The organism is Pleomorphomonas sp. T1.2MG-36, from assembly GCF_950100655.1.
Classification (GTDB): domain Bacteria; phylum Pseudomonadota; class Alphaproteobacteria; order Rhizobiales; family Pleomorphomonadaceae; genus Pleomorphomonas.
This window is the reverse complement of the sequence record NZ_CATNLY010000001.1, coordinates 110,574-134,280: the sequence shown is the minus strand read 5'-3', so window position 1 is coordinate 134,280 and position 23,707 is coordinate 110,574. Positions and strand designations below refer to the sequence as shown.

Genomic DNA, 23,707 nt, shown 5'->3' with positions numbered 1-23,707 from the left:
AGCGGCCGATCGGCTCGAAACTATGGGATCGTCACTTGTGATGCGGTCGATATCGCCACATTGGGGAGCGAACCGCATTCAGCGCGTCGCCGAAGCCTCGATGGGACGCTCCGACGGCGCCGCATAGGCCTGGGCAAAGGCCGCATCGTTATCCATCAGCCACTGATCGGCCAGCCCGATGGCTTTGCGGCGTTCATCCTCGCTGGCCAGCGAGAAGGCTTCCTCATGGGAGGCCCGGATTGCTGCATCGTCATGGTGCATGAGTTCGGCGCGCTTCAAGGCGATGGTCAGCCACATCAGGCCATGCACCGGATTGGGTTCGATCTGGTCGCCCCTGACCAGCATTTCGCCGAGCTTGGCCTGAGCGTCCACCTGTCCTTTGCGTGCGGCAAGCAGGAACCACCGGGCGGCCTGGCGCGGATCACGGTCGACGCCGACGCCGTCGAGATACATCGTGCCGAGCTTGAGCTGGGCGAGCGCATCGCCGAAATAGGAAGCAGCGTAGGTGAAGATCTCACGAGCGCGATTGACGTTCGGCACGATGGCCGTGTCGGCTATGCCCGTCAGATAATAGGAGCCGACCTCGACAAAGGCGCTTGAGACGAAGGGGGCATCCGGGGAGGAAGGCGAATCTTCGCCATGAGCGGAAATCAGCTGGCTGAAGAACTCGAAGGCCTTCATGTCGTCTTCGGCGACACCGTCACCCTTGGCGTACATGCGGCCGAGTTTCCATTGCGCGGCCGGATGGCCACTCTGGGCGGCGGCTAGCAGCCCCGTAACCGCCTCGCGTTTGTCACCCGAGTAGTAGGCACGGGTGGCCTCGCGGAGCGTGGACATGGTTGCGGCGTCGCAACACGCATCCTGCCTAGCGGCGGACTGCGGATCGAAGGCCAAGGCCTGCGAGCCGAACATCACGCCCAGAGACAGGGCGACGGAAACCTTGCAGACGTTTCTGACACAGACACCCGACATGTTCACTCTCGGCGTTCCGCCCCGCCCGCTTTCCGGTCGGCGATGCCGAAGCATCGCGCCCATCCCACGAACCTTCGTGGGATGAAGGCGCTTGGCAACGACCACCGCCAAGCTTTCCCACGCTTGTTTTACAGCGATAAAGTCAGGTTCGTTTATGGCTGAATAGGGGCAATTTATGCCTAACGATTTCTGTTTTCGCGAGATTGACCGCCCTGTTGCGGATTCAACACAGCCATAGGTGTCCTAAGATAGCGGCGACGCGCAACCGGCTCCTCCGGCAGATCGACGCCTTTGATTGGACGACCCCGAGGATTCGCGGCGACTGTGGTCAGCTAACGGCGATTCTCGTCGAAAGGCTTCTTGAGGCCCTGCCGAACGATCGAGACGGAGACACAGAATCGGTAGGAGCATTTGTCGAGGGACTCGGCTGCGACGATTGTTTGGGGCAATCCAATTGGAGTTTTCAACCAACAACCCGGCGGCATCCTCCCGCGGTTAGATCAAACTGCTATTTGTTATATTTTTCAATGAAATACAAAGAATTCTTCAACAAATTTGTCAAAAACGCCCGAGCTTGGAATTTGAAGTTTTAGTTTCAGAATTTTACGTAATATCTTGACTTGTAATAGTTTATTCGAACACCGAGCCTCCCAGCGTGCCATCCGTGCATATCCGGGCTGGCCCTTGCAGTGGATGATCTAGAACTCTACGTAGAATGCCTATGAGCCGGCCAAGTGTCCGGTAACCGCCCCACGTTGCCAAGACCGTTCCACCGGTCCGGATTCGAGGAGCCGTTCTTGCCGCTCGCAATCGCTTTCGACAACAGCTACGCCCGCCTGCCGCCCCGCTTCTACGAGCGTGTACGTCCCGAACCGGCGCCGTCGCCGGGATTGCTGGTGCTCAATACGACGCTGGCGGCAGAGCTCGGCCTCGATGCCGAGGCGCTTGCTTCGCCGGAAGGTGTCGCCGCGTTGTCGGGAGCTGCCGTGCCGGAAGGGGCCGAACCGATCGCCCTCGCCTATGCCGGTCATCAGTTCGGCCATTTCGTGCCGGCGCTCGGCGATGGCCGGGCCGTGTTGCTTGGCGAAGTGATCGCCAGGGATGGCCGTCGCCTCGATCTGCAATTGAAGGGATCGGGCCGCACGGCCTTCTCGCGACGCGGCGACGGCAAGGCGGCGGTCGGACCGGTCCTCCGGGAGTATCTGATCAGCGAAGCGATGGCTGCGTTCGGCATCCCGACGACCCGATCGCTGGCAGCCGTCGCAACCGGCGAAACCGTTTTGCGCGAGCGGCCCCTTCCAGGCGCCGTTCTGACCCGTGTCGCGGCAAGTCATGTCCGAGTCGGCACCTTCCAGTATTTTGCCCACCGCTCCGACGTGGATGGCATCCGCCGCCTCGCCGACTACGTGATCGAGCGGCTTTATCCCGACATTGCCGGCAGTGACGCCCCTTACGCGGCGCTCTTCGAGGCAGTCGTCCAGCGGCAAGCCCGGTTGATCGCCCTCTGGCTATCCGTCGGTTTCATCCATGGGGTGATGAATACCGACAACATGGCGATCTCCGGCGAAACCATCGATTACGGCCCATGCGCCTTCCTGGACGCCTATGAGCCGAGCATGGTGCTCAGCTCCATCGACAGACAGGGGCGTTATGCCTATGGCCGGCAGCCGCAGATCGCCCAATGGAACCTTGCCCGACTAGGAGAGTGTCTGCTGCCGCTCCTCTCCGACGATCGCGACAAGGCGGTGGAGATGGTGGTGGAGCGCCTGAGCGGTTTCGCTGGTCATTTCGAGGCGGCCTACTTCGGGCGCTTTCTTGCAAAGCTCGGCATTGCCGAGGAGCGCGCCGGAGACCGAGAGTTGGTCACCGGGTTGCTCTCCCTGATGCAGATGGGCAAGGCCGACTTCACACTTGCCTTCCGTCGCCTCGCCGACCTGACGGATCCCGACGCGGATACCGAGGCCCTCCTGTCGCTCTTCGGCGGCAATGCCGGCCTTGAACCCTGGCTGGCGTCCTGGCGGGCGCGACTCGCGACAGGCAACCGATCCCCGGCCGAGTCTGCCGCGGACATGCGGGCGATCAACCCGGCTATCATTCCCCGCAACCATCAGGTGGAAAAGGCACTCGACGCCATCATCGACGGGAGCGACGGCTCGTCCTACGTCCGCCTGCTGCAGGCGGTGACGCGCCCCTTCGAGGACCGCCCCGAAGACGCCGATCTAGCCCTGCCGCCACACCCGGAAGACCGGGTGATGGCGACCTTCTGCGGCACCTGACGGCCTTTGCCCAGCCTACGGCGCAGGGTTGGACGGATCGAAGCTCGCCGTAAATGACTCCTCCGAAAAGCCGATGATCAACTTGCCGCCATCAGCCTCGATGATCGGGCGGCGGATCATGCTCGGCTTTTCGACCATCAGGGCGATGGCACGCTGGTCGTCGAGGCTCGCCTTAGTGGTTTCGGGCAAGCCTCGAAACGTGAGGCCGCTCTTGTTGGTCACGTGCTCCCAGCCCCCGGCACGCGATACCCAGGTCGCGAGCTTGTCGGCGGCGATGCCAGACTTCTTGTAGTCGTGAAAACTGTAGACGACGCCATGCTGATCGAGCCAGGCAAAGGCCTTTTTCATGGTGTCGCAGTTCTTGATTCCATAGACGGTAATGGGCATCGCTTTACCTCTTGGTTGTATTCGGCCCGCCATTTTGAAACCGGAAGCGGGCATGGCTTCATACGAGATGACACGTATCCTCTCCGCTCAACTTCAAACTATGCCTTTATTTCAACGACGAAAACCCGGCTCGCGTAGTCATCACTACGATTTGTGATCTGGACCCATTCTGAACTGAAGACTAAGCTGCATGAGCGATTGCTAATGTTCGCGAGTCGTGGCGCAAGCCGTCGTTTCCGACGCTTGAGCGCCCGGTCTTTGGCATTGGTTCGCTATTCGGGGGAACAGCATGGGTTCGGCGACCGAGACCTTTTACGACGTGATCCGGAGACAGGGGATCACGCGGCGGAGCTTTGTCAAATTCTGCAATCTGACCGCGGCGAGTCTCGGGCTCGGCCCGGTGGCCGCCACCGAGATGGCCCATGCGCTGGAGACCAAGCCGCGCATCCCCGTCATTTGGATGCACGGCCTCGAATGCACCTGCTGCTCGGAGAGCTTCATCCGTTCGGCGCACCCGCTGGCCAAGGACGTCATCCTGTCGATGATCTCGCTCGACTATGACGACACGCTGATGGCCGCCGCCGGCCATCAGGCCGACGAGATCCTCCAGGAAACCCGCGAGAAGTACAAAGGCGGCTACATCCTCGCCGTGGAGGGCAATCCGCCGCTCAACGAAGACGGCATGTACTGCATCGACGGCGGCCGACCGTTCGTCGAGAAACTGAAGGAGATGGCCGGCGACGCCATGGCGGTGATCGCCTGGGGCGCATGCGCCTCCTGGGGCTGCGTACAGGCGGCCAAGCCCAATCCGACGCAGGCGGTACCGATTGACAAGGTGATCCGCGACAAGCCGATCATCAAGGTGCCCGGCTGTCCGCCGATCGCCGAGGTCATGACCGGCGTCATCAGCTATATCCTGACCTTCGGCAAGATGCCCGAGCTCGACCGCCAGGGGCGGCCGAAGATGTTCTATTCGCAGCGCATTCACGACAAGTGCTATCGCCGGCCGCATTTTGACGCCGGCCAGTTCGTGGAGAGCTGGGACGACGAGAGCGCCCGCAAGGGCTATTGCCTCTACAAGGTGGGCTGCAAGGGGCCGACCACCTACAACGCCTGTTCGACGGTCCGCTGGAACGGCGGTGTCTCCTTCCCCATCCAGTCGGGTCATGGCTGCATCGGCTGTTCGGAAGAGGGCTTCTGGGACAAGGGGTCATTCTACGACCGCTTGACCACCATCCGGCAGTTCGGCGTCGAGGCGACAGCCGACAAGATCGGCCTCACCGCAGCCGGCGTCGTGGTGGCTGGCGTGGCGGTGCACACGGCGGCGACCGCCGTCAAGCGGCTGACCAGCAAGCACGATCATCACCGTCGCCACGAGCAGCAGTAACAGCCCGGCGCGCGGGCGTCCTGCGCCCCGCCGGCCTTCTCACGAACGGGACAGTTTTCCATGGGTATCGAAACCCCCAACGGCTTCAAGCTCGACAATGCCGGCCGTCGCATCGTCGTCGATCCGGTCACGCGCATCGAGGGCCACATGCGCGTCGAGGTGAACGTCGACGCCGACAACGTCATCCGCAACGCCGTCTCCACCGGCACCATGTGGCGGGGCATCGAGGTTATCCTGAAAGGTCGGGATCCGCGCGACGCCTGGGCCTTCACCGAGCGCATCTGCGGCGTCTGCACAGGCACGCATGCCCTGACATCGGTACGAGCCGTCGAAAACGCGCTCGGCATCACCATCCCCGAAAACGCCAACTCGATCCGCAACATCATGCAGCTGACGCTGCAGGTGCACGACCATCTCGTCCACTTCTACCACCTGCACGCCCTCGACTGGGTGGACGTGGTATCGGCGCTGTCCGCCGATCCCAAGGCGACCAGCGCGCTTGCCCAATCGATCTCCGATTGGCCGCTGTCCTCGCCCGGCTATTTCCGTGACCTGCAGGGACGCCTCAAGAAGTTCGTGGAAAGCGGGCAGCTCGGTCCGTTCAAGAACGGCTACTGGGGGCATGCGGCTTACAAGCTGCCGCCGGAAGCCAACCTGATGGCGGTCGCCCACTATCTGGAAGCGCTCGATTTCCAGAAGGAGATCGTCAAGATCCACACCGTCTATGGCGGCAAGAACCCGCATCCCAACTGGCTGGTGGGTGGCGTTCCGTCGCCGATCAACGTGGACGGCACTGGCGCCGTCGGTGCCATCAACATGGAGCGGCTCAACCTCGTCTCGTCGATCATCGATCAGGCCATCGCCTTCACGGAACAGGTCTATCTGCCGGACCTCAAGGCCATCGGCTCCTTCTACAAGGACTGGCTGCATGGCGGTGGCCTGTCGTCGACCTCGGTGATGAGCTACGGCGACATCCCCGAGCATGCCAACGACTATTCCGAAGCGTCGCTGAAGCTGCCGCGCGGCGTCATCCTCAACGGCAAGCTCGACGAGATCCACCCGATCGACCTCGGCAACCCGGACGAAGTGCAGGAGTTCGTCACCCACTCCTGGTACAAGTATCCCGACGAGACCAAGGGGCTGCATCCCTGGGACGGCATCACCGAGCCGCACTTCGAGCTTGGCCCCAACGCGCGCGGGACCAAGACCAACATCGAGGCTCTGGACGAGGCGGCGAAATACTCCTTCATCAAGTCACCGCGCTGGAAGGGTCATGCGGTCGAGGTGGGCCCGCTCGCCCGCTACGTCATCGGCTACGCCCAGGGCAAACCCGAATTCAAGGAGCCGGTCGACAAGCTGCTCACCGACCTCGGCCTGCCGCTCACCGCGCTGTTCTCGACGCTCGGCCGCACCGCGGCGCGGGCGCTCGAATGCCAATGGGCCGCCCGTCAGCTGCGCTATTTCCAGGACAAGCTGGTCGCCACGATCAAAGCCGGCGACCTTTCGACCGCCAACACCGACAAGTGGACGCCGGATACCTGGCCGAAGGAGGCGAAGGGCGTCGGCTTCACCGAAGCGCCGCGCGGCGCGCTCGGCCACTGGATCAAGATCAAGGATGGCAAGATCGACAACTATCAGGCCGTTGTGCCCACCACCTGGAACGGCTCGCCGCGCGACCCCGAGGGGAACATCGGTGCCTTCGAAGCGGCGCTGCTCGACACGCCGATGGCCGATCCCGAAAAGCCGTTGGAGATCCTGAGGACGCTGCATTCCTTCGATCCATGCCTCGCCTGCTCGACCCACGTGATGAGCGAAGACGGCCAGGACATGGCAACCGTCACCGTCCGCTGAGGGCAACGCCATGGCACATGACGCGAAGATGCTCACCGGCGTGATGGACGCCACCGACGACGTCATCGTCGCCGGCCCGTCCATCTATGTCTACGAGGCGCCGGTGCGCCTCTGGCATTGGGGCAACGCCCTCTGCATCACCATTCTGGCGGTGACCGGCTATTTCATCGGTTCGCCGCCACCGACCATGCCGGGCGAAGCCTCGGGCAGCTTCCTGTTCGGCTACATCCGCTTCGCCCATTTCGCCGCCGGACAGGTGCTGGCCGTCGCCTTCCTCGCCCGCATCCTGTGGACGTTCTGGGGCAACAAATACTCCCGCCAGATCTTCTACTTGCCGGTATGGGAGAAGGCATGGTGGAAGGGGGTCATCCGCGAGGCGCGCTGGTACCTGTTCCTCGAAAAGGAGCCCTACAAGTACATTGGCCATAACCCGCTTGCCCACACGGCCATGTTTGCGATGTTCACGCTGTTCAACCTCGGCATGATCATCACCGGGTTTGCGCTCTACTCCGAGGGGGCCGGTCGCGATAGCTGGCAGGCCAAGGTGTTCGGCTGGGTGTTCGACATCTGGCCGAACTCTCAGGATGTCCACACGCTGCACCATCTCGGCATGTGGGTGATCGTCATCTTTGCCATCGTCCATATCTACGCGGCGGTGCGCGAGGACATCATGAGCCGTCAGACCATGATCTCCACCATGATCTCCGGCGAGCGGCAGTTCCGCGACGAGCGCGAGGGCTGAGCGGCATGAGCGTACTGGTCTTGGGAATCGGCAACATCCTCTGGGCCGACGAGGGTTTCGGCGTTCGCGCGGTCGAAGCCTTTCACCGGCTCTATTCCATGGCCGACGGCGTCGAGCTGCTCGACGGAGGCACACAAGGTCTCTACCTCGTCAATCGCGTCACGGAGGTGGAGCGCCTTCTGGTATTCGACGCCATCGACTATGGCCTTGCCCCCGGCACGCTGAAGGTGGTGCGCGGCGACGAGGTGCCGAAATTTACCGGCGCCAAGAAGATGAGCCTGCATCAGACCGGCTTTCAGGAAGTTCTTTCCGCCGCCGACCTGATGGGGCACTATCCCGGCGATATCGCCCTGATCGGCTGTCAGCCGCTCGACCTTGAGGACTGGGGTGGGCCACTGACCGCTCCGGTCGCCGCCAGCATCGAGCCGGCGATCGCCCGTGCGGTCGACATACTCTCGGACTGGGGCGTGCCTCCGGTCCGGCGCGCGGTTTCCCTTCCTCCGGAGGGCGGCCTGCTCGCCAACGACATCGATCGGGCCGCCTACGAACGGCCGCGTGCCGCTGGCTGAGGGAGCCGAACCATGTGCCTTGGCCTGCCCATGACCGTCGTCGATGGCGACGACTTTTCCGCTCTCTGCGAATGGCACGGCGAGACGCGGCGGGTCTCGACGCTGCTGGTCGGCAGGCAGGCGCCCGGAGCCCGGTTGCTCGTGCACCTCGACAGCGCCATTCGCGTGCTTGACGACGCGGAGGCCGAGGCGATCAGCCTGGCGCTCGATGGCCTCGCGGCGGCTGCCGAGGGGCGCCCCTTCGAGCATCTTTTCGCCGATCTCATGGACCGCGAACCGGAACTGCCTGTTCATCTCAGGAAGTGAGATCGCCAGTCGAGAAGTCGTACGATAGCAAGGGCACCGGCCGGGCAAACCGTCCCGTCCAGTATCTGCGAAGCACCGAGGACGAGTCAGTATGAGTGCCAGGATCAAGCATGTTTTCCTAACACGCTTCAACGTGCCTTCGCCGGGGCGGGAACTCTACCTCCGCTCGCAACCGGGATGGTTGGCCGATCGGTTTCGCCTGTTCCGCGACTACTGCCTGCCGAGCGTCGCACGGCAGACGGAAACGGATTTCGACTGGGTGATCTTCTTCGATCGGGAGACGCCCGCCGAGTTCAAGCAGGTGATCGTCGACCTTCAGAAGGTGTTTCCATTTCACGCCGAGTTCACCGATCTCTTCATGATGCCGGAGATCATTCCGGCCGTTCTGCCTCGATATGCCGACTGCGACTGGCTGCTGACCACCCGCCTCGACAGTGACGACATTCTGGCCGTCGACCATGTCGCCCGGCTCCGCGAAGCGGCGCGAGCTGGGACCGCCCAGGTTTTCAACTTTCCAAACGGCGCAATCCTGTCGGCGGCCGGCACCGCGCCGAGCCTCTATCGGATTGTCGATCGCAAAAATCCCTTCGCCTCGCTCCTGGAGCCGATGGCGCTCGACGCCCGGACCATTTGGGGCGAGATTCACGTCAACATCGCCCGATTGGCGCCGGTCCGACAGCTCGAAGGACGTCCGGCCTGGTTGCAGGTGGTCCACGGCGGCAACGTATCCAACCGGATCAAGGGGACGCGGGTTCGCCTCGAGTCCATGGCCGACCTGTTTCCGACGATTCCGGCACTTCGCAACGCCGAAGGTGAAAGCGACTTTGGAATCGCCGCCGAGAACTATCTCCTTACGCCGTGGCGTCAGGCGCGCGGCGTCGGTCGTTACATCATCGCTCGCTTGAAGGGGCTGTGAGGCCAAATCCATGTCCGCATTGATCGCCGCTCTCGCAAGCCGCCACGGCTTGCCGACCATCGACGTCGATACATTCGACGCCTTCCTGGCGCCTGCTGCCGGCGAGCCGGACCATGCGCTGCTGTTCTTCACTGGCGACCCCGACCAGCGGAGCGACAGCGGCGACGTTGCCGTGGTGCTGCCGGAACTGCTGTCCGCCTTCCATGGTCGCTTTCGGGCGGGCGTGATCGACCGCTCGGCCGAGGCGGCGCTGAAGGCTCGCTGTCGAGTCGAGGTTTTTCCATCGTTGGTCGTACTGCGGGGCCAAACGGTACTCGATGTATTGCCTCGCATTCGCGACTGGGTCGAATATCTCGACCGTCTCGAAGCAGCGCTCAGGGAGGACGCACCGGCATTTGCCGCTCCGAGCCGCATCGCGATCACTGCAAATGCCCGGAGGGACGAGGCATGACGACGGATCTTCCGACAACCGGCCGAACCACGGGTACCGGTACCCTCGCCTTCCTGGCGACGTCCGACGCCGAGGTGCTGATTGCCCGCTGCCCCAGTGTCGCACGTCTTCTTCCGGACATGGCGGCAGCGCTTGAACGGCAGACCGCGACAGCGCCCGGCCTGCTGTTCGACCTCGCCCCTCTGAGCGACGACGAGAAGCTGCTGCTCAACGAGATCCTCGGCGAGGGCGAAGTGGCAGCCACGGTGGCCCTGCCGGACGGCGTGGTGGCCGAGATCGTCGAGAGCGTCTTTGCCGGCCTCTGGCGCGTCCGCTTCCTGGGCGCCGATCACGCGATCATCGCCGACTATGCCGAAGTATCGGCCGTGCCGCAGGCGGTGCGCCGCGCCGCGGCGATGACACTGCCGAGCCTCGATCTCGAAGCCCTGCCGGACGGGGTGATGAATGCGCCGGCGGTGTTGGCGGAAATCGCCGACCGCGCCGAGGCCTACCGGCCGGGCGAGCCTAACCATGTCATCTCCCTGACGCTGATGCCGATGCTGGCGGAAGATCTCGACCTCCTGGTCGATCGGCTTGGAACCGGCCCGGTCAAAATCGTGTCACGAGGCTACGGCAGTTGCCGCGTTCAGGCGACGGCCATCCACAACGTCTGGTCGGTGCAGTTCTTCAATGCCATGGACGCCATCCTGCTCGACACCGTCGAGATTGGAGACGTGCCGGCCGCAGCGCAGGCAGCCGTGGAGGACTTTCGCGACTCGGCTATCCGTCTCCGCGAGATCGGCGAGGCTTATTTCCAATGACTTTTCGCCCGGAAGATCGTTGGGAGTGCGGTGTCTGCTGGACGGTGTATGATCCGGCCGAGGGTGACGACGTGGCGCAGGTGCCGCCCGGCACGCCCTTTCAGGCATTGCCGGAGGACTGGCACTGTCCGAACTGCGATGGATCCAAGCTCAGGTTCATGAGGATCGACGATGATCGCTGATGCGCTCCTGTCCGACCTCGACGACGAGGAACTTGTCCGCCGTCTCGAAGACTTCTGGCGAGCGGCCGACAACCGCATGTCCGCCCTTCCCGTTCACAATCCGGCGCTTGCCGTCATGGTGACGCCGATCCGGCGCTTCGGCCGTTTCCGCTTCGCGGCCGTGGTCACGCCTTGGTGCATGGCCGTCGTCGCCGTGCCCGATACCGGCATCAAGCTGCCCCCCGACGGTGTCACGCTGCGGCTTGATCTGCCTGCCGGCGAGGTCGATTTCGTGGTGGCGTCGATGGAGGACGGAGGCCGTTACGGCACGGCGTCTCTGTTCTCGCCGATGGACGAGTTCGACGATCAGGTGATTGCCGAAGAGGTCGCCATGGCCGCGCTGGACGAGCTGTTGGGGGAGACAGAGCCATCCGAAACGGCGTCCCTCTCCATCAACCTCGACCGTCGGCGTCTTCTGGGATTCGGGCGCGGCACCTCGGACGGCGGGTCATGAGCGGAATCGATCCGGGCCGGGTAACCGTCGGCTTTTCCTTGACGAACGGCGTGGTTACCGCAGCATCGATCCGCTCGGCACGACCGTTGTCGCTGGCCTCGCGCTTCGCCGGCCGACCGGTCGAGCAGGCGGTCGAGGCGGTCGGTCTCGTCAACGCCGTCTGTGGCGTGTCGCATGCCGCCGCGCTGACTTTCGCCGCCGCACTGGCCGGCCATCGTGTGATTCCGGTGGAGTTGGTGGAGCATTGGCACATTCGGCTGGCCGCGGAACGGGTTGCCGAGCACCTGCGCGAGCTGGTCCGTCTTGCGCCGGTCGCGGCCTTCCCCATCGTACGGGACGCTCTTGAGGCGGCACGAAAGGCGGCGAGAACGGGCGTCGTCGACGATGACATCAGGACGATCGGCGCAGCCTTCGGTCTGGTGCCCGACTGGCTGCCGGCCCTGCCGGAACATCCGGCCCCGCCCGATGCGTTGACTTCGGCCGACGATGAGCCCGTCGTGGCCGCGCTCTTGGCCGATACCGAGTTTTCGGCCCGTCCCTTCCTCCCCGACCGCCATCCCGAAACCGGCCCGGCGGCCCGCCTCGGCTGGTCCGCTTCGGTTCGAGGCGCGACCGACGCCGCCCGTCTCGTCGAGGCGGAAGAAGCGCTCGGCATTCTTCTTGGCGGAGCCAGTAGCGACGGAGATTTCGGCAACTGGCTTACTGCAAATCGGACGCAGAACCATACGGGATACGCCTCAGTGGAAAGTCCACGCGGCAGGTTATATTATTCTGCCGTGGTGCAAGGAGATGGACGGCTCCGAGACGCCCGCGTCGTCGCTCCCACGGAATGGAACTTCCATCCCGATGGACCGTTTGCGCGCGCCCTCGTGGGGTTCCGGCCGGAAGGCGATGCCGTGCCGGCGATCGCTCGGTTGGCGGCGCAGTTCTCTCCCTGTGTTGCCGTTGACGTCGTCCCCGAAGGGGCAGCCGATGCATGAAATGTCGCTTTGCGAGGCGGCGGTGGAGATCGCCGTCGACGAGGCGAAAAGAAACGGTGCCAAGCGCATTCGGTCGCTGGTTCTGGAGGTGGGCGTACTTGGCCATGTCGATCCCGACGCCTTGGCTTTCTGCTTTTCGGCCGTCAGCCACGGAACCCTTGCGGAGAACGCAAGGCTGGTCATCGAGCGCATTCCCGGCAGTGGCTGGTGCCTCGACTGTGCTAAGACCGTGCCGATGACCGAACGCTTCGGCGCCTGCCCGGACTGCGGGCGCCGGCACGTGCAGATGAGCAGCGGTGACGAGCTCAGACTGCGCGAATTGGAGGTGGAGTGATGTGCAAGGATTGCGGCTGCGGGTCGGGCGGCACCGGCTACAGGATCAACGGTAAGACGCCGGCGGAGCTTCACGGCCATTCGCACGATCATCCCCACGATCACGAGCATGGCCACGATCATCACCATCACGCCCATTCGCATGAGCACGACCATGGCCATGATCATGACCACCATCATCACGACCACTCGCATGAACATGATCACGGACACACCCATCATGTGCATGCGGCACCGCTCGTCGCCGTTCACCAGCCCGATATCGACAGCGAACGGGTGATCCGCATCGAGCGCGACATCCTCGCCAAGAACAATGACGCAGCCCGGCAAAATCGCAGCCGCCTCGCGGCCACCGGCACGCTGGCGCTCAACCTGATGTCGTCGCCCGGCTCGGGCAAGACGACGCTTCTGGTGCGCACCATCGAGGATCTGAAGGCAAAGTTTCCGATTGCCGTCATCGAAGGCGACCAGCAGACGGACAATGACGCGGAGCGCATCCGGGCGACCGGCGCCCGCGCGGTTCAGATCAACACCGGGAAAGGCTGTCACCTCGAGGCGAGCATGATTGGCGCCGCGCTCGACGACATCAAGGCCGAGCCGGGCGGACTGCTGTTCATCGAGAATGTCGGCAACCTCGTCTGTCCGGCCGGCTTCGACCTCGGGGAAGCGCACAAGGTTGTCGTGCTCTCCGTCACCGAGGGAGAGGACAAGCCGTTGAAATATCCCGACATGTTCGCCGTGGCCGATCTCCTTCTCCTCAACAAGGCGGATCTGCTGCCTCACCTGAAGTTCGACGTCGGCAAGTGCCTTGCGGCGGCGCTCACGGTCAACCCGCACCTCCAGACTCTGGTGGTTTCGGCCGAAACCGGTGAGGGCATGGCCGCTTTCTATGCCTGGATCGAAGCGCGTGCGAGCCTGTCTCGCGCCGCTGCCGTCGCGCGGGCCTGACGAGACGATGACCGCCGTGCCCACTCCCGACGCCTTTGCCTCTGCTGCACGCCTTTTCATCAAGGTGAACGGCGCCGTGCAGGGCGTGGGCATGCGGCCTTTCGTGCATCGGCTGGCGACGGAGTGCGGCCTGACCGGGTATGTCCGCAATGGGGCGGATGGCGTCACCATCGAAGTGGAGGGTGCGCGCGTCGAGGAGTTTGCGCGGCGCCTGAGTTCGGAAGCGCCGCCGCTTGCCCGCATCGACACGGTCCATCGTGAGACCATGCCGGTGACGGGCGGCACCGAGTTCGTCATCAGGGAGAGCCTCGACGGCGAGACGATGACGCGTATCGTGGCCGACGCGGCCACCTGCGACGCTTGCCTTGCCGAACTCTTCGACCCGACGAGCCGCTACTTCGCCTACCCCTTCGTCAACTGCACCCACTGCGGGCCGCGCTACACCATCACCCGCCGCCTGCCCTACGACCGTCGGCAGACGTCGATGGCCCCTTTCCCGATGTGCCCGGATTGCGCGACTGCCTACACGGATGTGCGCGACAGGCGGTTTCATGCCGAACCGGTCGCCTGTCCGGCCTGCGGACCGAAGCTCAGCCATTCCTTTGCCGAGATCGCCTCGGCCATCCGCGCCGGCCGCATCGTGGCGCTGAAGGGCATCGGCGGGTTCCATCTCGTCTGCGACGGCCGAAATGCCGAAGCGGTAGTGGCGCTTCGGGCCAGGAAGGCGCGCGAGTTCAAGCCGTTCGCGCTGATGGTAGCCAATGTCGCCTCCATCCCGGCCGTCGCCGAAGCTTCAGCCGAAGAACTGGCACTCTGTTCGTCGACCGCCCGGCCGATCGTGCTGATGCGCGCGAAACCCGACGTATTGGCGCCGGCCGTCTCGCCCGGGCTGTCCCGCGTCGGCGTCATGCTGGCCTACGCACCGGTGCACCACCTGCTGTTCGCAGCGCTGGCCGGTCACGAGTTCGCCGGACACGATCCGCACGCTGCCAACGACGTCGTGCTGGTCGCCACCTCGGCCAATCCCGGCGGAGAACCGCTGGTGGTGGACGACGAGGACGCAACGCGACGTCTTGCCGGCATCGCCGACCTGATCGTCACCCACGACCGCGCCATCGTCGTGCGCGCCGACGACAGCGTAACCCAGATCATCGCCGGGGCTTCGTCGTTCCTGCGCCGCGCGCGCGGCTATGTCCCCGAACCAATTCCGCTCAGTGAAGACGGGCCGGCAACACTGGCCCTTGGCGCGCACCTCAAGTCCACGGTGACGCTGACGCGCGGCCGCGAGGCTTTCGTCTCCCAGCATGTCGGCGACCTCGACACCGCCGAGACGTTGAAGTTCTACCGCGAGACCATCGCCCACCTCACCGACATCGTCGGCGTTAAGCCGGAGCTGATCGCTTCGGATCTCCATCCCGACTACCGCTCCAGCCAGATGGCCGAGGAGTTCGGGTTGCCCGTCATCCGCGTGCAGCACCACGCAGCGCATGTGGTGGCCGTGGCAGCCGAAGCCGGACTTGCCAAGGCTTCGCTCGGCCTTGCCCTCGATGGCCATGGCCTTGGGGATGATGGCGGGGCCTGGGGCGGCGAGTTGCTCGCGGTCGATGGTGCGGCGCACCGCCGCCTCGGCCATCTCGCCCCGCTGCCGCTGCCCGGCGGCGATCGGGCCGCCCGCGAGCCGTGGCGGATGGGGGCCGGTGCCCTGGCCACTCTCGGGCGGGCCGACCTCGCGCCGATTCTTTTCCCGGATCGACCGCTCGCCGGTCCCGTTGCCGATCGCGTCGCCTCAGGCGCCGACCGTCTTTCAACGACTTCGCTCGGCCGGTTGTTCGATGCGGCGGCGGCGCTGCTCGGCGTCCGGTCCGTGCAGGACTACGAGGGACAGGCGGCGATGGAACTGGAGGCGCTGGTCGACGAGCCGGTCGCCCTGGCCGGCGGTTTCACCCTGAACGACGGTGTCCTGTCCTTCTCGCCGCTTCTTGCCCATTTTGTTCATGCACGCCCCGATGCCCGCGCCGGAGCATCGCTGTTCCACGGCACCCTGATCGAAGGCTTCGCCGCCCTCGCCTGCCATGGCGCTGCCGCCACCGGCCTCACGGCGATCGCGCTCGGCGGCGGCTGTCTGATGAACCGCATTTTGGCCGAAGGTCTTTCGGCAGCGCTCACCCAATCCAACCTCACCCCCCTCCTCGCCCGGCGCCTGCCGGCCAACGATGGCGGCCTTTCCTTCGGGCAGGCCGTTCTCGCCCGCCGAGCCTTCTCGGAGATCTGACCCATGTGCCTTGCCGTTCCCGCCCTCGTCACCGAGCTTCTGCCCGACAACATGGCCAAGATCAGCCTCGATGGCGTGTCGATGCCCATCTCCACGGCGCTGGTGAAGAACGTCGCCGTCGGCGACTACGTCATTGTTCACGTCGGCTACGCGCTGTCCAAGGTCGACCCCGACGAGGCGCGGCGCACCCTCGATCTGCTCGATGAGGCGCGTGGCGTGGCGCTCGCCGCCGGAGGTGTCCGATGAAATACGTCGACGAATATCGCGACGGCGACAAGGCGCGCGACATCGCGGCGGCCATCGCCGCCGAAGTGCGACCGAACCGCTCCTACGCCTTGATGGAGTTTTGCGGCGGCCATACCCACGCCATCTCGCGCTACGGCATCGAGGATCTGCTGCCGGCCAACGTGCGCATGATCCATGGTCCGGGTTGCCCCGTGTGCGTGTTGCCGATCGGCCGCATCGACGACGCCATCCGTCTCGCCAAGCGGCCGGAGGTGACGCTCTGCACCTATGCCGACCTGATGCGCGTGCCGGCCTCCGGCGGCCTCAGCCTGATGAAGGCCAAGGCGGCGGGCGCCGACATCCGCATGGTCTACTCCTCGCTCGACGCCATCCGCATCGCCGAGGCCAATCCCGAGCGGCAGGTGGTGTTCTTCGCCATCGGCTTCGAGACGACCACGCCGCCGACGGCGGTGGCGCTGAAGACCGCCGAGGCCAAGGGCCTCAAGAACTTCTCGATCTATTGCAATCACGTGCTGACGCCGGTCGCCATGCGGGCCATTCTCGACATGCCGCCGACGCCGGATGAACCGCCGATCGCCATCGAAGGCTTCGTCGGCCCATCGCATGTCTCGACCATCATCGGCATGGATCCCTACCAAGTGTTTGCGCGGGACTATCGCAAACCGGTGGTCATCGCCGGGTTCGAACCGCTTGATGTCATGTACGCGATCCTGATGCTGGTCCGTCAGGTCAACGAGCAGCGGGCCGAGGTGGAGAACCAATATATCCGCGCCGTCCGCGCGGACGGCAACCGCGTCGCCATCGACCTCTGCGACAAAGTGTTCGAGCTGCGCGATAGCTTCGAATGGCGCGGGCTCGGCGCGGTGCCGAGGAGCGCGCTGAAGCTGCGCGACGCCTTCGCCTTCTACGATGCCGAAAAGCGCTTCGCCATCGAGACGCAGCCGGCCGAGGACAATCCGGCCTGCGAATGCGGCGCCATCCTGCGCGGGCAGAAGAAGCCGGCGGACTGCCGCCTGTTCGGTACCGTCTGCACCCCGGAAACGCCAACCGGCGCCTGCATGGTGTCGTCGGAGGGCGCCTGCGCCGCCCATTGGACCTATGGACGCTTCCGCACGCGCCAGACCGATGCGGACCTCCGGAGAAGCGCATGACCAAGACCTTCCGCCGCAAACTCGACCTGAAGGCAGGTCGGGTCGACATGAGCCACGGCGCCGGCGGCCGAGCCATGGCCGAGCTGATTTCCTCGATCTTCAAGGATGCCTTCGGCAACAAGCTGCTCGACCAGGGCAACGATCAGGCAAGCTTCCCGACGCCGTCGGGCGGTCGCATGGTGATGACGACCGACGGCTATGTGGTGTCGCCGATCTTCTTCCCCGGTGGCGACATCGGTTCGCTGGCCGTCCACGGCACCGTCAACGACCTGGCGATGGCTGGCGCGAAACCGCTCTACCTCTCTGCGAGCTACATCATCGAGGAAGGCTTCCCCCTCGGCGATCTGAAGCGCATCGCCGAATCCATGGGCGCGGCAGCCAAGGCGGCCGGCGTGATGATCGTCACCGGCGACACCAAGGTGGTGGAGCGCGGCAAGGCGGACGGCGTCTTCATCTCGACGGCCGGCGTCGGCGCAGTACCTGATGGTCTCGTGCTGTCCGGAGACCGGGCCAGACCGGGCGACAAGGTGATCGTTTCCGGTTCGATGGGCGATCACGGCGTCGCCATCATGTCGAGCCGCGAAAACCTTACCTTCGAAACGGAAATCCTGTCGGACAGCGCGGCGCTCAACGGCCTTGTCGAGACGATGGTCGCAGCAGCCGGGCCTCAGCTTCGATTGATGCGAGACCCGACGCGCGGCGGCCTCGCCGCGACGCTCAACGAGCTGGCCCACCAGTCGGGTGTCGGCTTCCGCATCGTCGAGGATCGCATTCCGATCAAGCGGCAGGTCGCCGCCGTCTGCGAACTGTTGGGGCTCGACCCGCTCAACGTCGCCAACGAGGGCAAGCTCGTTGCCGTGGTGGCGGCCGAAGCCGCCGAAAGGCTGGTGGAAGCGATGCGGGCACACCCGCTCGGCGTGGACGCGGCCATCATCGGCGAGACGGTGGAGGACGATCAGCGCTTCGTGCAGATGACCACGGGTTTCGGCGGAGGCCGCATCGTCGACTGGCTGGCCGGAGAACAGCTGCCGCGCATTTGCTGAGACGCGGCGTCGCGACATCCGTGCAACAGCCCGGAGGCATCGGCCCAACTGAATGGATTGAATACCAACAAACAATTCCCGCGGCGTCGGCGACCCGATATGCTCTCCGTCATCCTTTGAGTCTTCAATGACCGCCGCCTCTTCCGTTGCCGATACCGATCGGGGCGGGAATGCGGTTCCCGCATCATTTGGAGCGGGTTCGCCGGCGTCGACAGGCGCCTCGACGAGCAGGTGCGCAAGCACTCTGGCACGTTGATCTCACGGAGCCGCCAAAGGCGGCCGGAAACCCGTTCGGGGAACGAAAGTAACCATGCCGATCGTAGCGGCCCTTTTGAGTGTCGCCGGTCTAGCCGGCGTCGCCGTGGTTGCGCCGGTCATCATCGCCCGGCGCATGTCCTGGGCGACCCCCATCGTCTACGGCGCGAGTTTCGTTCTCGCCGCCGTCTTGCTTGTATGCGGCCTTCTGGCCCTCCTCGGCGGCAGCGCCTTCCAAGGTTCTGTCCATCTGCCGGTCGGCCTGCCGTGGATCGGCGCGCATTTCGCCCTCGATCCGCTCAGTGCCGCCTTCCTGGTCATCGTCGACTTCGGCGCCTTGGTCGCCTCGTTCTATGCCATCGGCTACGGCGCCCACGAGGCGGAGCCGGGCCGCGTGCTGCCCTTCTATCCGGCCTTCCTCGCCGGCATGAACCTCGTGGTGCTCTCGGCGGATGCCTTCGGTTTCCTGGTGGCTTGGGAGTTCATGTCGCTCAGTTCATGGGCGCTGGTCATGGCGCATCATCACGATGCGGAGAACCGCCGGGCCGGCTATGTCTACCTGCTCATGGCGTCATTCGGCACGCTGATGCTGTTGCTCGCGTTCGGCCTCTTGGCCGGCCCGGACGGCGACTATGTCTTCTCGGCCATGCGTAGCGCCGAGCATGTCCCCTGGCTTTCCGGGCTGGTGCTGGTGCTGATGTTGCTGGGAGCCGGCTCCAAGGCCGGCCTCGTTCCGTTGCATGTCTGGCTTCCGCTCGCCCATCCGGCCGCACCGAGTCATGTGTCGGCGCTGATGTCGGGCGTCATGACCAAGGTGGCCATCTACGGCTTCATCCGCGTCGTGTTCGACCTTGCCGGCGAGCCGGCTTGGTGGTGGGCAGTGATCGTGCTGATCCTGGGGGCGGGGTCGGCCGTGCTCGGCGTGCTGCACGCCGTCTTGCAGCGTGATCTCAAACGACTTCTCGCCTACTCGACGGTCGAAAACATCGGCATCATCTTCATCGGCCTGGGGCTGGGGCTGGCTTTCAAGACCAACGACATGGATGGCGCGGCGGCGCTTGCCGTGACGGCCTCGATCTTCCATGCTTTCAATCACTCGCTATTCAAGAGCCTGCTGTTCTTCGGAGCCGGCAACGTGCTGACCGGCGCCGGTGAGCGCGACATCGAAAAGCTGGGCGGCCTCGTTCATCGCATGCCGGAGACGGCCTATCTTTTTCTCGGCGGCTGCCTCGCCATTTCGGCCCTGCCGCCGCTCAACGGCTTCGTCTCGGAATGGCTGATCCTGCAGGCGATCCTGCTCAGTCCCGATCTGCCGCAATGGGCGCTGCGCTTTCTGGTTCCCGCCTCGGGCGCCATGCTGGCGCTCGCCGCCGCACTTGCCGCCGCCTGCTTCGTGCGCGCCTTTGGCATAACCTTCCTGAGCCGACCGCGTTCGCCGGCTGCCGAAACGGCCCACGAGGTCGGCCGCTGGCAGATCCGGGCGATGTATGCGCTGATGGCCCTCTGTCTTGTCGCCGGCGTCTTCCCGGGCCCGTTCCTGGATGCCCTCTCGCCGGTGTCGCAGTTTCTGGTGGGCGGCGCCATGCCGAAGCAGCCCATCCTGCCTCACTTCTCGATCATTCCGATTTCCGAGAGCCGCAGCTCGTACTCCGGTTTCCTGGTGTTCTTCTTCATCCTGATGGCGAGCTGGGCGGCGATCCGCGTCATCCACAACTTCGCCTCGCGCGCCGTACGCCGGGCGCCACCTTGGGACTGCGGCTTTCCCGATCCGTCACCGGTGACGCAATACACGGCCGACAGTTTCGCCCAACCGATCCGCAGGGTGTTCGGCCCGATCGCCTTCCGGGCCAAGACCGATCTGTCCATGCCTCTGCCGGGCGACATGGAGCCGGCTCGCCTGACCTTGTCGCTGCGCGATCTCGTCTGGGAGTTCATCTACGCCCCCCTCGAAGGAGCCGTGCTCTACGCCGCGGAACGGCTCAACGTCTTGCAGTTCCTGACCATCCGCAGCTACCTCAGCCTGGTTTTCGCAGCGCTGGTCCTCCTTCTCGTGCTGGTGGCAACATGGGCCTGATCCTCGCCATCCTCGTTCAGGGCATCCAGATGGTGCTGGTGCTGGCGCTTGCTCCGGGGCTCGTCGGTTTCACCCGCAAGGTGAAGGCGCGTCTCCTCCGCCGACAGGGGCCGTCGATCCTGCAGCCCTATCGCGACCTCCTGCGCCTTGTGCGCAAGGAAGCGGTGCTGGCCGACAATGCCTCCTGGCTGTTTCGCAACGCGCCTTATCTGATCTTCGCCACCACCTGGGTCGCGGCGGCCCTGGTGCCGACCTTCGCCTCCGGTCTGCATTTCTCCTGGGCGGCCGATCTGATCGCCATCACCGCGCTTCTCGGGTCGGCCCGCTTCTTCCTGGCGCTCGCCGGCATGGATATCGGCACCTCCTTCGGCGGCATAGGCTCAAGCCGCGAGATGCTGTTCTCGACGCTGGCCGAGCCGGCGATGATCATGATCGTGTTCACGGTAGCGCTGGTGGCCGGGTCGACCCAGCTTTCGACGGTGGCGGCCTTCATGGTCAACCACAGCACGCTGCGCGTCTCGCTGGGCCTTGCCTTGATCGGTCTGATCATCGTGGCGCTGACGGAGAATGCGCGCATACCGGTCGACAACCCGGCGACCCACCTTGAGTTGACCATGGTGCATGAGGCCATGGTGCTGGAGTATTCGGGTCGCCACCTCGCGGTGATCGAACTCGCCTCGGCACTGAAGCTGCTGCTCTACATCTCGCTGATCGCCTGCATCTTTGCGCCTTGGGGCATGGCGCGCCAGGACGATGGCCTGATTGGAATGGCAATCGGCGGTGTCACCTGGGTCGGAAAGCTTGCGGTCGGCGGCTTCCTGATGGTGGTGTTCGAGACGGCAATCGCCAAGATGCGGGTGTTCCGCGTACCGGAGTTCGTCGGCGGCGCGCTGATGCTCGGCTTGCTCGGCACTCTGTTGCTGTTCGTTTCGCGGAGCTTCTGATGGAACGCTTTTCCCTCGATGCTGCGCATCTTCTGGCCGGAGGCATGGTGCTGGTGAGCTTCATGATGCTCTATCAGAACCGTATCCTCGGCCTTCTCAACGTGTTCGCCGCGCATGCGGTGGTGCTGTCGCTCTCCGTCGCCTGGCAGGCCTATGTCCAGGCGGCGCCGCATCTGTTCGTCACAGCGGCCATCGCGCTGATCCTCAAGGCGATCATCATTCCGGTCGCGCTTCATCGCATGGTGCTGCGCCTTGGCGTGCACCGCGATATCGAGACGGTGGGCGGCATCGGCCTCACCATGCTGATGGGCATCGGCCTCGTGGCGCTCGCCATGGTCGTCATGCTGCCGGCCGCCGCCGAAGCCGATCCCATCGCCCGCGAGGATCTGGCGCTCGCGCTCTCGGTAATTTTGCTCGGCCTGCTGATGATGGTGACGCGCCAGAACGCCATCAGTCAGATCGTCGGCTTCATGAGCCTTGAAAACGGCCTGGTACTGGCCGCGACCGGCGCTCGCGGCATGCCGCTCGTGGTCGAGATCTCCGTCGCCTTTTCGGTGTTGGTCGCCTTCATCGTCATCGGCGTGTTCCTGTTCCGCATCCGCGAGCGCTTCGATACCATCGACACTCAGGCCCTCGACGACTTCCGGGAGGGTCGGGAATGACCGCCTTTCTCCACTTGCTCCCCTTCGCTCCGATCGATGCCGTGCTCGTGGTGCCCGGCATCGCCGCCGTGCTTCTGGCGCTGATCCCTCAGTACAAGCTCGGCGCCCGCGTCAACATGCTGGCATCGGGCATCACCTTCCTGTTCGCGTTGACGCTGCTCGTCGAGCGCCCCGACCCGACCGTCAGCATCCTGTTCGTCGACGATCTCAACGTCGTGTTCATCGTGCTTGGGACCTTCGTCGGCTTCACGACATCGATCTTCTCGGCAAGCTACATCGGCCACGAGATCGAGATAGGCCGGCTGAAGCCCGGCTACATCCGCTTCTACCACGGCATGTATCAAGCGCTGTCCTTCTCGATGAATCTCGGGCTGACGGCCAACAACGTCGGTCTGATGTGGGTGGCCGTCGAACTCGCAACGCTGACCACCGTTCTCATGGTCGGCCTATACCGCACGCAGGCGGCGCTGGAAGCGGCCTGGAAATACTTCATCCTGGGGTCGGTGGGCATCGCGCTGGCCCTGTTCGGAACCATCCTGATCTACATGGCTGCCAGACCGGTCATCGGCGAAGGCCACGATGCCATGGTGTGGACGACGCTGATCGCCAATGCCTCTTCGTTCAGCCCCGAACTTCTGAACGTCGCCTTCGTGTTCCTCATGCTCGGCTATGGGACCAAGGTCGGCCTCGCGCCTCTGCATGCCTGGCTGCCGGATGCGCATGCCGAGGGTCCGACGCCGATCTCGGCGGTCCTGTCCGGCCTGCTGCTCAACGTGGCGCTCTACGCGCTCCTGCGCTTCAAGATGCTGCTCGCCGCCAATCCGTTCGCCGTGGCGCCGGGACCGCTTCTCGTTTCGCTCGGCCTCGTGTCGCTGATCTTCGCGGCCTTCATGCTGTACCTGCGGCGCGACATCAAGCGCCTGTTCGCCTACTCGTCGATCGAGCATATGGGCCTCATCGCCTTCGCTTTCGGCATGGGTGGACCGCTCGCCAATTTCGCCGGTCTCCTGCACATGACCATGCACTCGCTGACCAAATCGGCCATTTTCTTTGCCGTCGGTCAGGTGGCGCAGGTCAAGGGAACGCAGAAGATCGCCGATATCAGGGGGCTTACCGAAAGCCATCCGACGCTGGGGTGGAGTCTCGTCGTTGGCGTCGCCGCCATCGCCGGCCTGCCGCCCATGGGCATCTTCACCAGCGAGTTCCTCCTCGTCAGCTCGACGTTTGCCCGCGAGCCCCTGCTTGCCATACCGCTGGTGGTGGGTTTGCTGCTGGCCTTTGGAGCCCTCATCTGGCGATTGACCGGCATCGCCTTCGGCAAGCCGTCGCCCAGCGTCGTCAACGCCGGCCGGCGACCGTCGATGCTGCCGCTCATCATTCACCTCGTTCTGGTGCTGATCGCCGGCCTCTACTTGCCGGGACCGCTTGTCGCCTGGTTCCAGAACGTTGCCCGAATGCTGGGGTGAG

24 protein-coding genes are annotated in these 23,707 nt (G+C 64.5%); 22 read left to right on the top strand and 2 right to left on the bottom strand.

The window, feature by feature from the left end:
• Positions 1-78: 78 nt before the first annotated feature.
• On the bottom strand, positions 79-972 hold the full coding sequence (locus QQZ18_RS00645; protein WP_284537347.1) for a tetratricopeptide repeat protein: 894 nt from the start codon (positions 970-972) through the stop codon (positions 79-81).
• Between the two features lie 797 nt (positions 973-1,769).
• Between QQZ18_RS00645 and QQZ18_RS00640 the strand changes: the two genes are divergently transcribed.
• On the top strand, positions 1,770-3,248 hold the full coding sequence (locus QQZ18_RS00640; protein ID WP_284537346.1) for a protein adenylyltransferase SelO: 1,479 nt from the start codon (positions 1,770-1,772) through the stop codon (positions 3,246-3,248).
• Positions 3,249-3,263: 15 nt separating this feature from the next.
• On the opposite strand, the gene QQZ18_RS00635 is transcribed toward QQZ18_RS00640, so the two are convergent.
• A complete protein-coding gene (locus tag QQZ18_RS00635) occupies positions 3,264-3,635 on the bottom strand; it encodes an arsenate reductase (RefSeq protein ID WP_284538739.1) in 372 nt (123 codons plus the stop codon).
• Between the two features lie 289 nt (positions 3,636-3,924).
• Between QQZ18_RS00635 and QQZ18_RS00630 the strand changes: the two genes are divergently transcribed.
• The 21 genes from QQZ18_RS00630 (at position 3,925) to QQZ18_RS00530 (ending at position 23,706) form a co-directional block, all read left to right on the top strand.
• Positions 3,925-5,022: a hydrogenase small subunit gene (locus tag QQZ18_RS00630; protein WP_284537345.1), complete on the top strand. Its 1,098-nt coding sequence runs from the start codon at positions 3,925-3,927 to the stop codon at positions 5,020-5,022.
• Between the two features lie 60 nt (positions 5,023-5,082).
• A complete protein-coding gene (locus QQZ18_RS00625; protein WP_284537344.1) occupies positions 5,083-6,873 on the top strand; it encodes a nickel-dependent hydrogenase large subunit in 1,791 nt (596 codons plus the stop codon).
• Between the two features lie 28 nt (positions 6,874-6,901).
• Entirely contained in the window at positions 6,902-7,615 is a 714-nt protein-coding gene (cybH, locus tag QQZ18_RS00620) for a Ni/Fe-hydrogenase, b-type cytochrome subunit (protein ID WP_284538737.1), read from the top strand.
• Positions 7,616-7,620: 5 nt separating this feature from the next.
• Positions 7,621-8,184, top strand: coding sequence for a HyaD/HybD family hydrogenase maturation endopeptidase (locus QQZ18_RS00615; RefSeq protein WP_284537343.1), 564 nt, complete (start codon positions 7,621-7,623; stop codon positions 8,182-8,184).
• A gap of 12 nt (positions 8,185-8,196) precedes the next feature.
• A complete protein-coding gene (gene hypC, locus QQZ18_RS00610) occupies positions 8,197-8,490 on the top strand; it encodes a HypC/HybG/HupF family hydrogenase formation chaperone (RefSeq protein WP_284537342.1) in 294 nt (97 codons plus the stop codon).
• 91 nt (positions 8,491-8,581) lie between these two features.
• Entirely contained in the window at positions 8,582-9,406 is an 825-nt protein-coding gene (locus tag QQZ18_RS00605; RefSeq protein WP_284537341.1) for a glycosyltransferase, read from the top strand.
• A gap of 10 nt (positions 9,407-9,416) precedes the next feature.
• Positions 9,417-9,857 (top strand): hydrogenase accessory protein, encoded by a 441-nt coding sequence (locus tag QQZ18_RS00600; protein ID WP_284537340.1) that lies wholly within the window; start codon positions 9,417-9,419, stop codon positions 9,855-9,857.
• Positions 9,854-10,657: a hydrogenase expression/formation protein gene (locus QQZ18_RS00595; RefSeq protein WP_284537339.1), complete on the top strand. Its 804-nt coding sequence runs from the start codon at positions 9,854-9,856 to the stop codon at positions 10,655-10,657. Before QQZ18_RS00600 ends, QQZ18_RS00595 begins: the two co-directional genes overlap by 4 nt.
• Positions 10,654-10,839, top strand: a complete 186-nt coding sequence (locus QQZ18_RS00590) for a rubredoxin (RefSeq protein WP_284537338.1) — start codon at positions 10,654-10,656, stop codon at positions 10,837-10,839. The genes QQZ18_RS00595 and QQZ18_RS00590 overlap by 4 nt, the downstream gene beginning before the upstream one ends.
• The gene (gene hybE / locus QQZ18_RS00585; RefSeq protein WP_284537337.1) at positions 10,829-11,332 is read left to right on the top strand and encodes a [NiFe]-hydrogenase assembly chaperone HybE; all 504 of its coding nucleotides are present in this window, start codon (positions 10,829-10,831) and stop codon (positions 11,330-11,332) included. Before QQZ18_RS00590 ends, hybE begins: the two co-directional genes overlap by 11 nt.
• Positions 11,329-12,312 carry a hypothetical protein gene (locus QQZ18_RS00580; protein ID WP_284537336.1) on the top strand — a complete coding sequence of 328 codons (984 nt, stop codon included), beginning with the start codon at positions 11,329-11,331 and terminating at the stop codon, positions 12,310-12,312. Before hybE ends, QQZ18_RS00580 begins: the two co-directional genes overlap by 4 nt.
• Positions 12,305-12,646, top strand: coding sequence for a hydrogenase maturation nickel metallochaperone HypA (gene hypA, locus QQZ18_RS00575; protein ID WP_284537335.1), 342 nt, complete (start codon positions 12,305-12,307; stop codon positions 12,644-12,646). Before QQZ18_RS00580 ends, hypA begins: the two co-directional genes overlap by 8 nt.
• Positions 12,646-13,593: a hydrogenase nickel incorporation protein HypB gene (gene hypB, locus QQZ18_RS00570; protein WP_284537334.1), complete on the top strand. Its 948-nt coding sequence runs from the start codon at positions 12,646-12,648 to the stop codon at positions 13,591-13,593. Before hypA ends, hypB begins: the two co-directional genes overlap by 1 nt.
• Before the next feature lie 7 nt (positions 13,594-13,600).
• Positions 13,601-15,865 (top strand): carbamoyltransferase HypF, encoded by a 2,265-nt coding sequence (gene hypF / locus QQZ18_RS00565; RefSeq protein ID WP_284538736.1) that lies wholly within the window; start codon positions 13,601-13,603, stop codon positions 15,863-15,865.
• Positions 15,866-15,868: 3 nt separating this feature from the next.
• The gene (locus QQZ18_RS00560) at positions 15,869-16,111 is read left to right on the top strand and encodes a HypC/HybG/HupF family hydrogenase formation chaperone (protein ID WP_284537333.1); all 243 of its coding nucleotides are present in this window, start codon (positions 15,869-15,871) and stop codon (positions 16,109-16,111) included.
• Positions 16,108-17,262, top strand: a complete 1,155-nt coding sequence (gene hypD, locus QQZ18_RS00555) for a hydrogenase formation protein HypD (protein ID WP_284537332.1) — start codon at positions 16,108-16,110, stop codon at positions 17,260-17,262. Before QQZ18_RS00560 ends, hypD begins: the two co-directional genes overlap by 4 nt.
• Positions 17,259-18,305, top strand: a complete 1,047-nt coding sequence (gene hypE / locus QQZ18_RS00550; RefSeq protein WP_284537331.1) for a hydrogenase expression/formation protein HypE — start codon at positions 17,259-17,261, stop codon at positions 18,303-18,305. The genes hypD and hypE overlap by 4 nt, the downstream gene beginning before the upstream one ends.
• Before the next feature lie 310 nt (positions 18,306-18,615).
• The gene (hyfB, locus tag QQZ18_RS00545) at positions 18,616-20,634 is read left to right on the top strand and encodes a hydrogenase 4 subunit B (protein ID WP_284537330.1); all 2,019 of its coding nucleotides are present in this window, start codon (positions 18,616-18,618) and stop codon (positions 20,632-20,634) included.
• A complete protein-coding gene (locus QQZ18_RS00540) occupies positions 20,625-21,578 on the top strand; it encodes a respiratory chain complex I subunit 1 family protein (protein ID WP_284537329.1) in 954 nt (317 codons plus the stop codon). The genes hyfB and QQZ18_RS00540 overlap by 10 nt, the downstream gene beginning before the upstream one ends.
• Complete coding sequence (locus tag QQZ18_RS00535; RefSeq protein WP_284537328.1) at positions 21,578-22,240, top strand: hydrogenase-4 component E; 663 nt, start codon at positions 21,578-21,580, stop codon at positions 22,238-22,240. Before QQZ18_RS00540 ends, QQZ18_RS00535 begins: the two co-directional genes overlap by 1 nt.
• Positions 22,237-23,706, top strand: coding sequence for a hydrogenase 4 subunit F (locus QQZ18_RS00530; RefSeq protein WP_284537327.1), 1,470 nt, complete (start codon positions 22,237-22,239; stop codon positions 23,704-23,706). Before QQZ18_RS00535 ends, QQZ18_RS00530 begins: the two co-directional genes overlap by 4 nt.
• The last annotated feature ends 1 nt before the right edge of the window (position 23,707 follow it).

Coding starts and splice junctions, on each gene's coding strand:
- QQZ18_RS00645 (WP_284537347.1), bottom strand. CDS start 972: ATGTCGGGTGTCTGTGTCAGAAACGTCTGCAAGGTTTCCGTCGCCCTG.
- QQZ18_RS00635 (WP_284538739.1), bottom strand. CDS start 3,635: ATGCCCATTACCGTCTATGGAATCAAGAACTGCGACACCATGAAAAAG.
- QQZ18_RS00630 (WP_284537345.1), top strand. CDS start 3,925: ATGGGTTCGGCGACCGAGACCTTTTACGACGTGATCCGGAGACAGGGG.
- QQZ18_RS00625 (WP_284537344.1), top strand. CDS start 5,083: ATGGGTATCGAAACCCCCAACGGCTTCAAGCTCGACAATGCCGGCCGT.
- cybH (WP_284538737.1), top strand. CDS start 6,902: ATGCTCACCGGCGTGATGGACGCCACCGACGACGTCATCGTCGCCGGC.
- QQZ18_RS00615 (WP_284537343.1), top strand. CDS start 7,621: ATGAGCGTACTGGTCTTGGGAATCGGCAACATCCTCTGGGCCGACGAG.
- hypC (WP_284537342.1), top strand. CDS start 8,197: ATGTGCCTTGGCCTGCCCATGACCGTCGTCGATGGCGACGACTTTTCC.
- QQZ18_RS00605 (WP_284537341.1), top strand. CDS start 8,582: ATGAGTGCCAGGATCAAGCATGTTTTCCTAACACGCTTCAACGTGCCT.
- QQZ18_RS00600 (WP_284537340.1), top strand. CDS start 9,417: ATGTCCGCATTGATCGCCGCTCTCGCAAGCCGCCACGGCTTGCCGACC.
- QQZ18_RS00595 (WP_284537339.1), top strand. CDS start 9,854: ATGACGACGGATCTTCCGACAACCGGCCGAACCACGGGTACCGGTACC.
- QQZ18_RS00590 (WP_284537338.1), top strand. CDS start 10,654: ATGACTTTTCGCCCGGAAGATCGTTGGGAGTGCGGTGTCTGCTGGACG.
- hybE (WP_284537337.1), top strand. CDS start 10,829: ATGATCGCTGATGCGCTCCTGTCCGACCTCGACGACGAGGAACTTGTC.
- QQZ18_RS00580 (WP_284537336.1), top strand. CDS start 11,329: ATGAGCGGAATCGATCCGGGCCGGGTAACCGTCGGCTTTTCCTTGACG.
- hypA (WP_284537335.1), top strand. CDS start 12,305: ATGCATGAAATGTCGCTTTGCGAGGCGGCGGTGGAGATCGCCGTCGAC.
- hypB (WP_284537334.1), top strand. CDS start 12,646: ATGTGCAAGGATTGCGGCTGCGGGTCGGGCGGCACCGGCTACAGGATC.
- hypF (WP_284538736.1), top strand. CDS start 13,601: ATGACCGCCGTGCCCACTCCCGACGCCTTTGCCTCTGCTGCACGCCTT.
- QQZ18_RS00560 (WP_284537333.1), top strand. CDS start 15,869: ATGTGCCTTGCCGTTCCCGCCCTCGTCACCGAGCTTCTGCCCGACAAC.
- hypD (WP_284537332.1), top strand. CDS start 16,108: ATGAAATACGTCGACGAATATCGCGACGGCGACAAGGCGCGCGACATC.
- hypE (WP_284537331.1), top strand. CDS start 17,259: ATGACCAAGACCTTCCGCCGCAAACTCGACCTGAAGGCAGGTCGGGTC.
- hyfB (WP_284537330.1), top strand. CDS start 18,616: ATGCCGATCGTAGCGGCCCTTTTGAGTGTCGCCGGTCTAGCCGGCGTC.
- QQZ18_RS00540 (WP_284537329.1), top strand. CDS start 20,625: ATGGGCCTGATCCTCGCCATCCTCGTTCAGGGCATCCAGATGGTGCTG.
- QQZ18_RS00535 (WP_284537328.1), top strand. CDS start 21,578: ATGGAACGCTTTTCCCTCGATGCTGCGCATCTTCTGGCCGGAGGCATG.
- QQZ18_RS00530 (WP_284537327.1), top strand. CDS start 22,237: ATGACCGCCTTTCTCCACTTGCTCCCCTTCGCTCCGATCGATGCCGTG.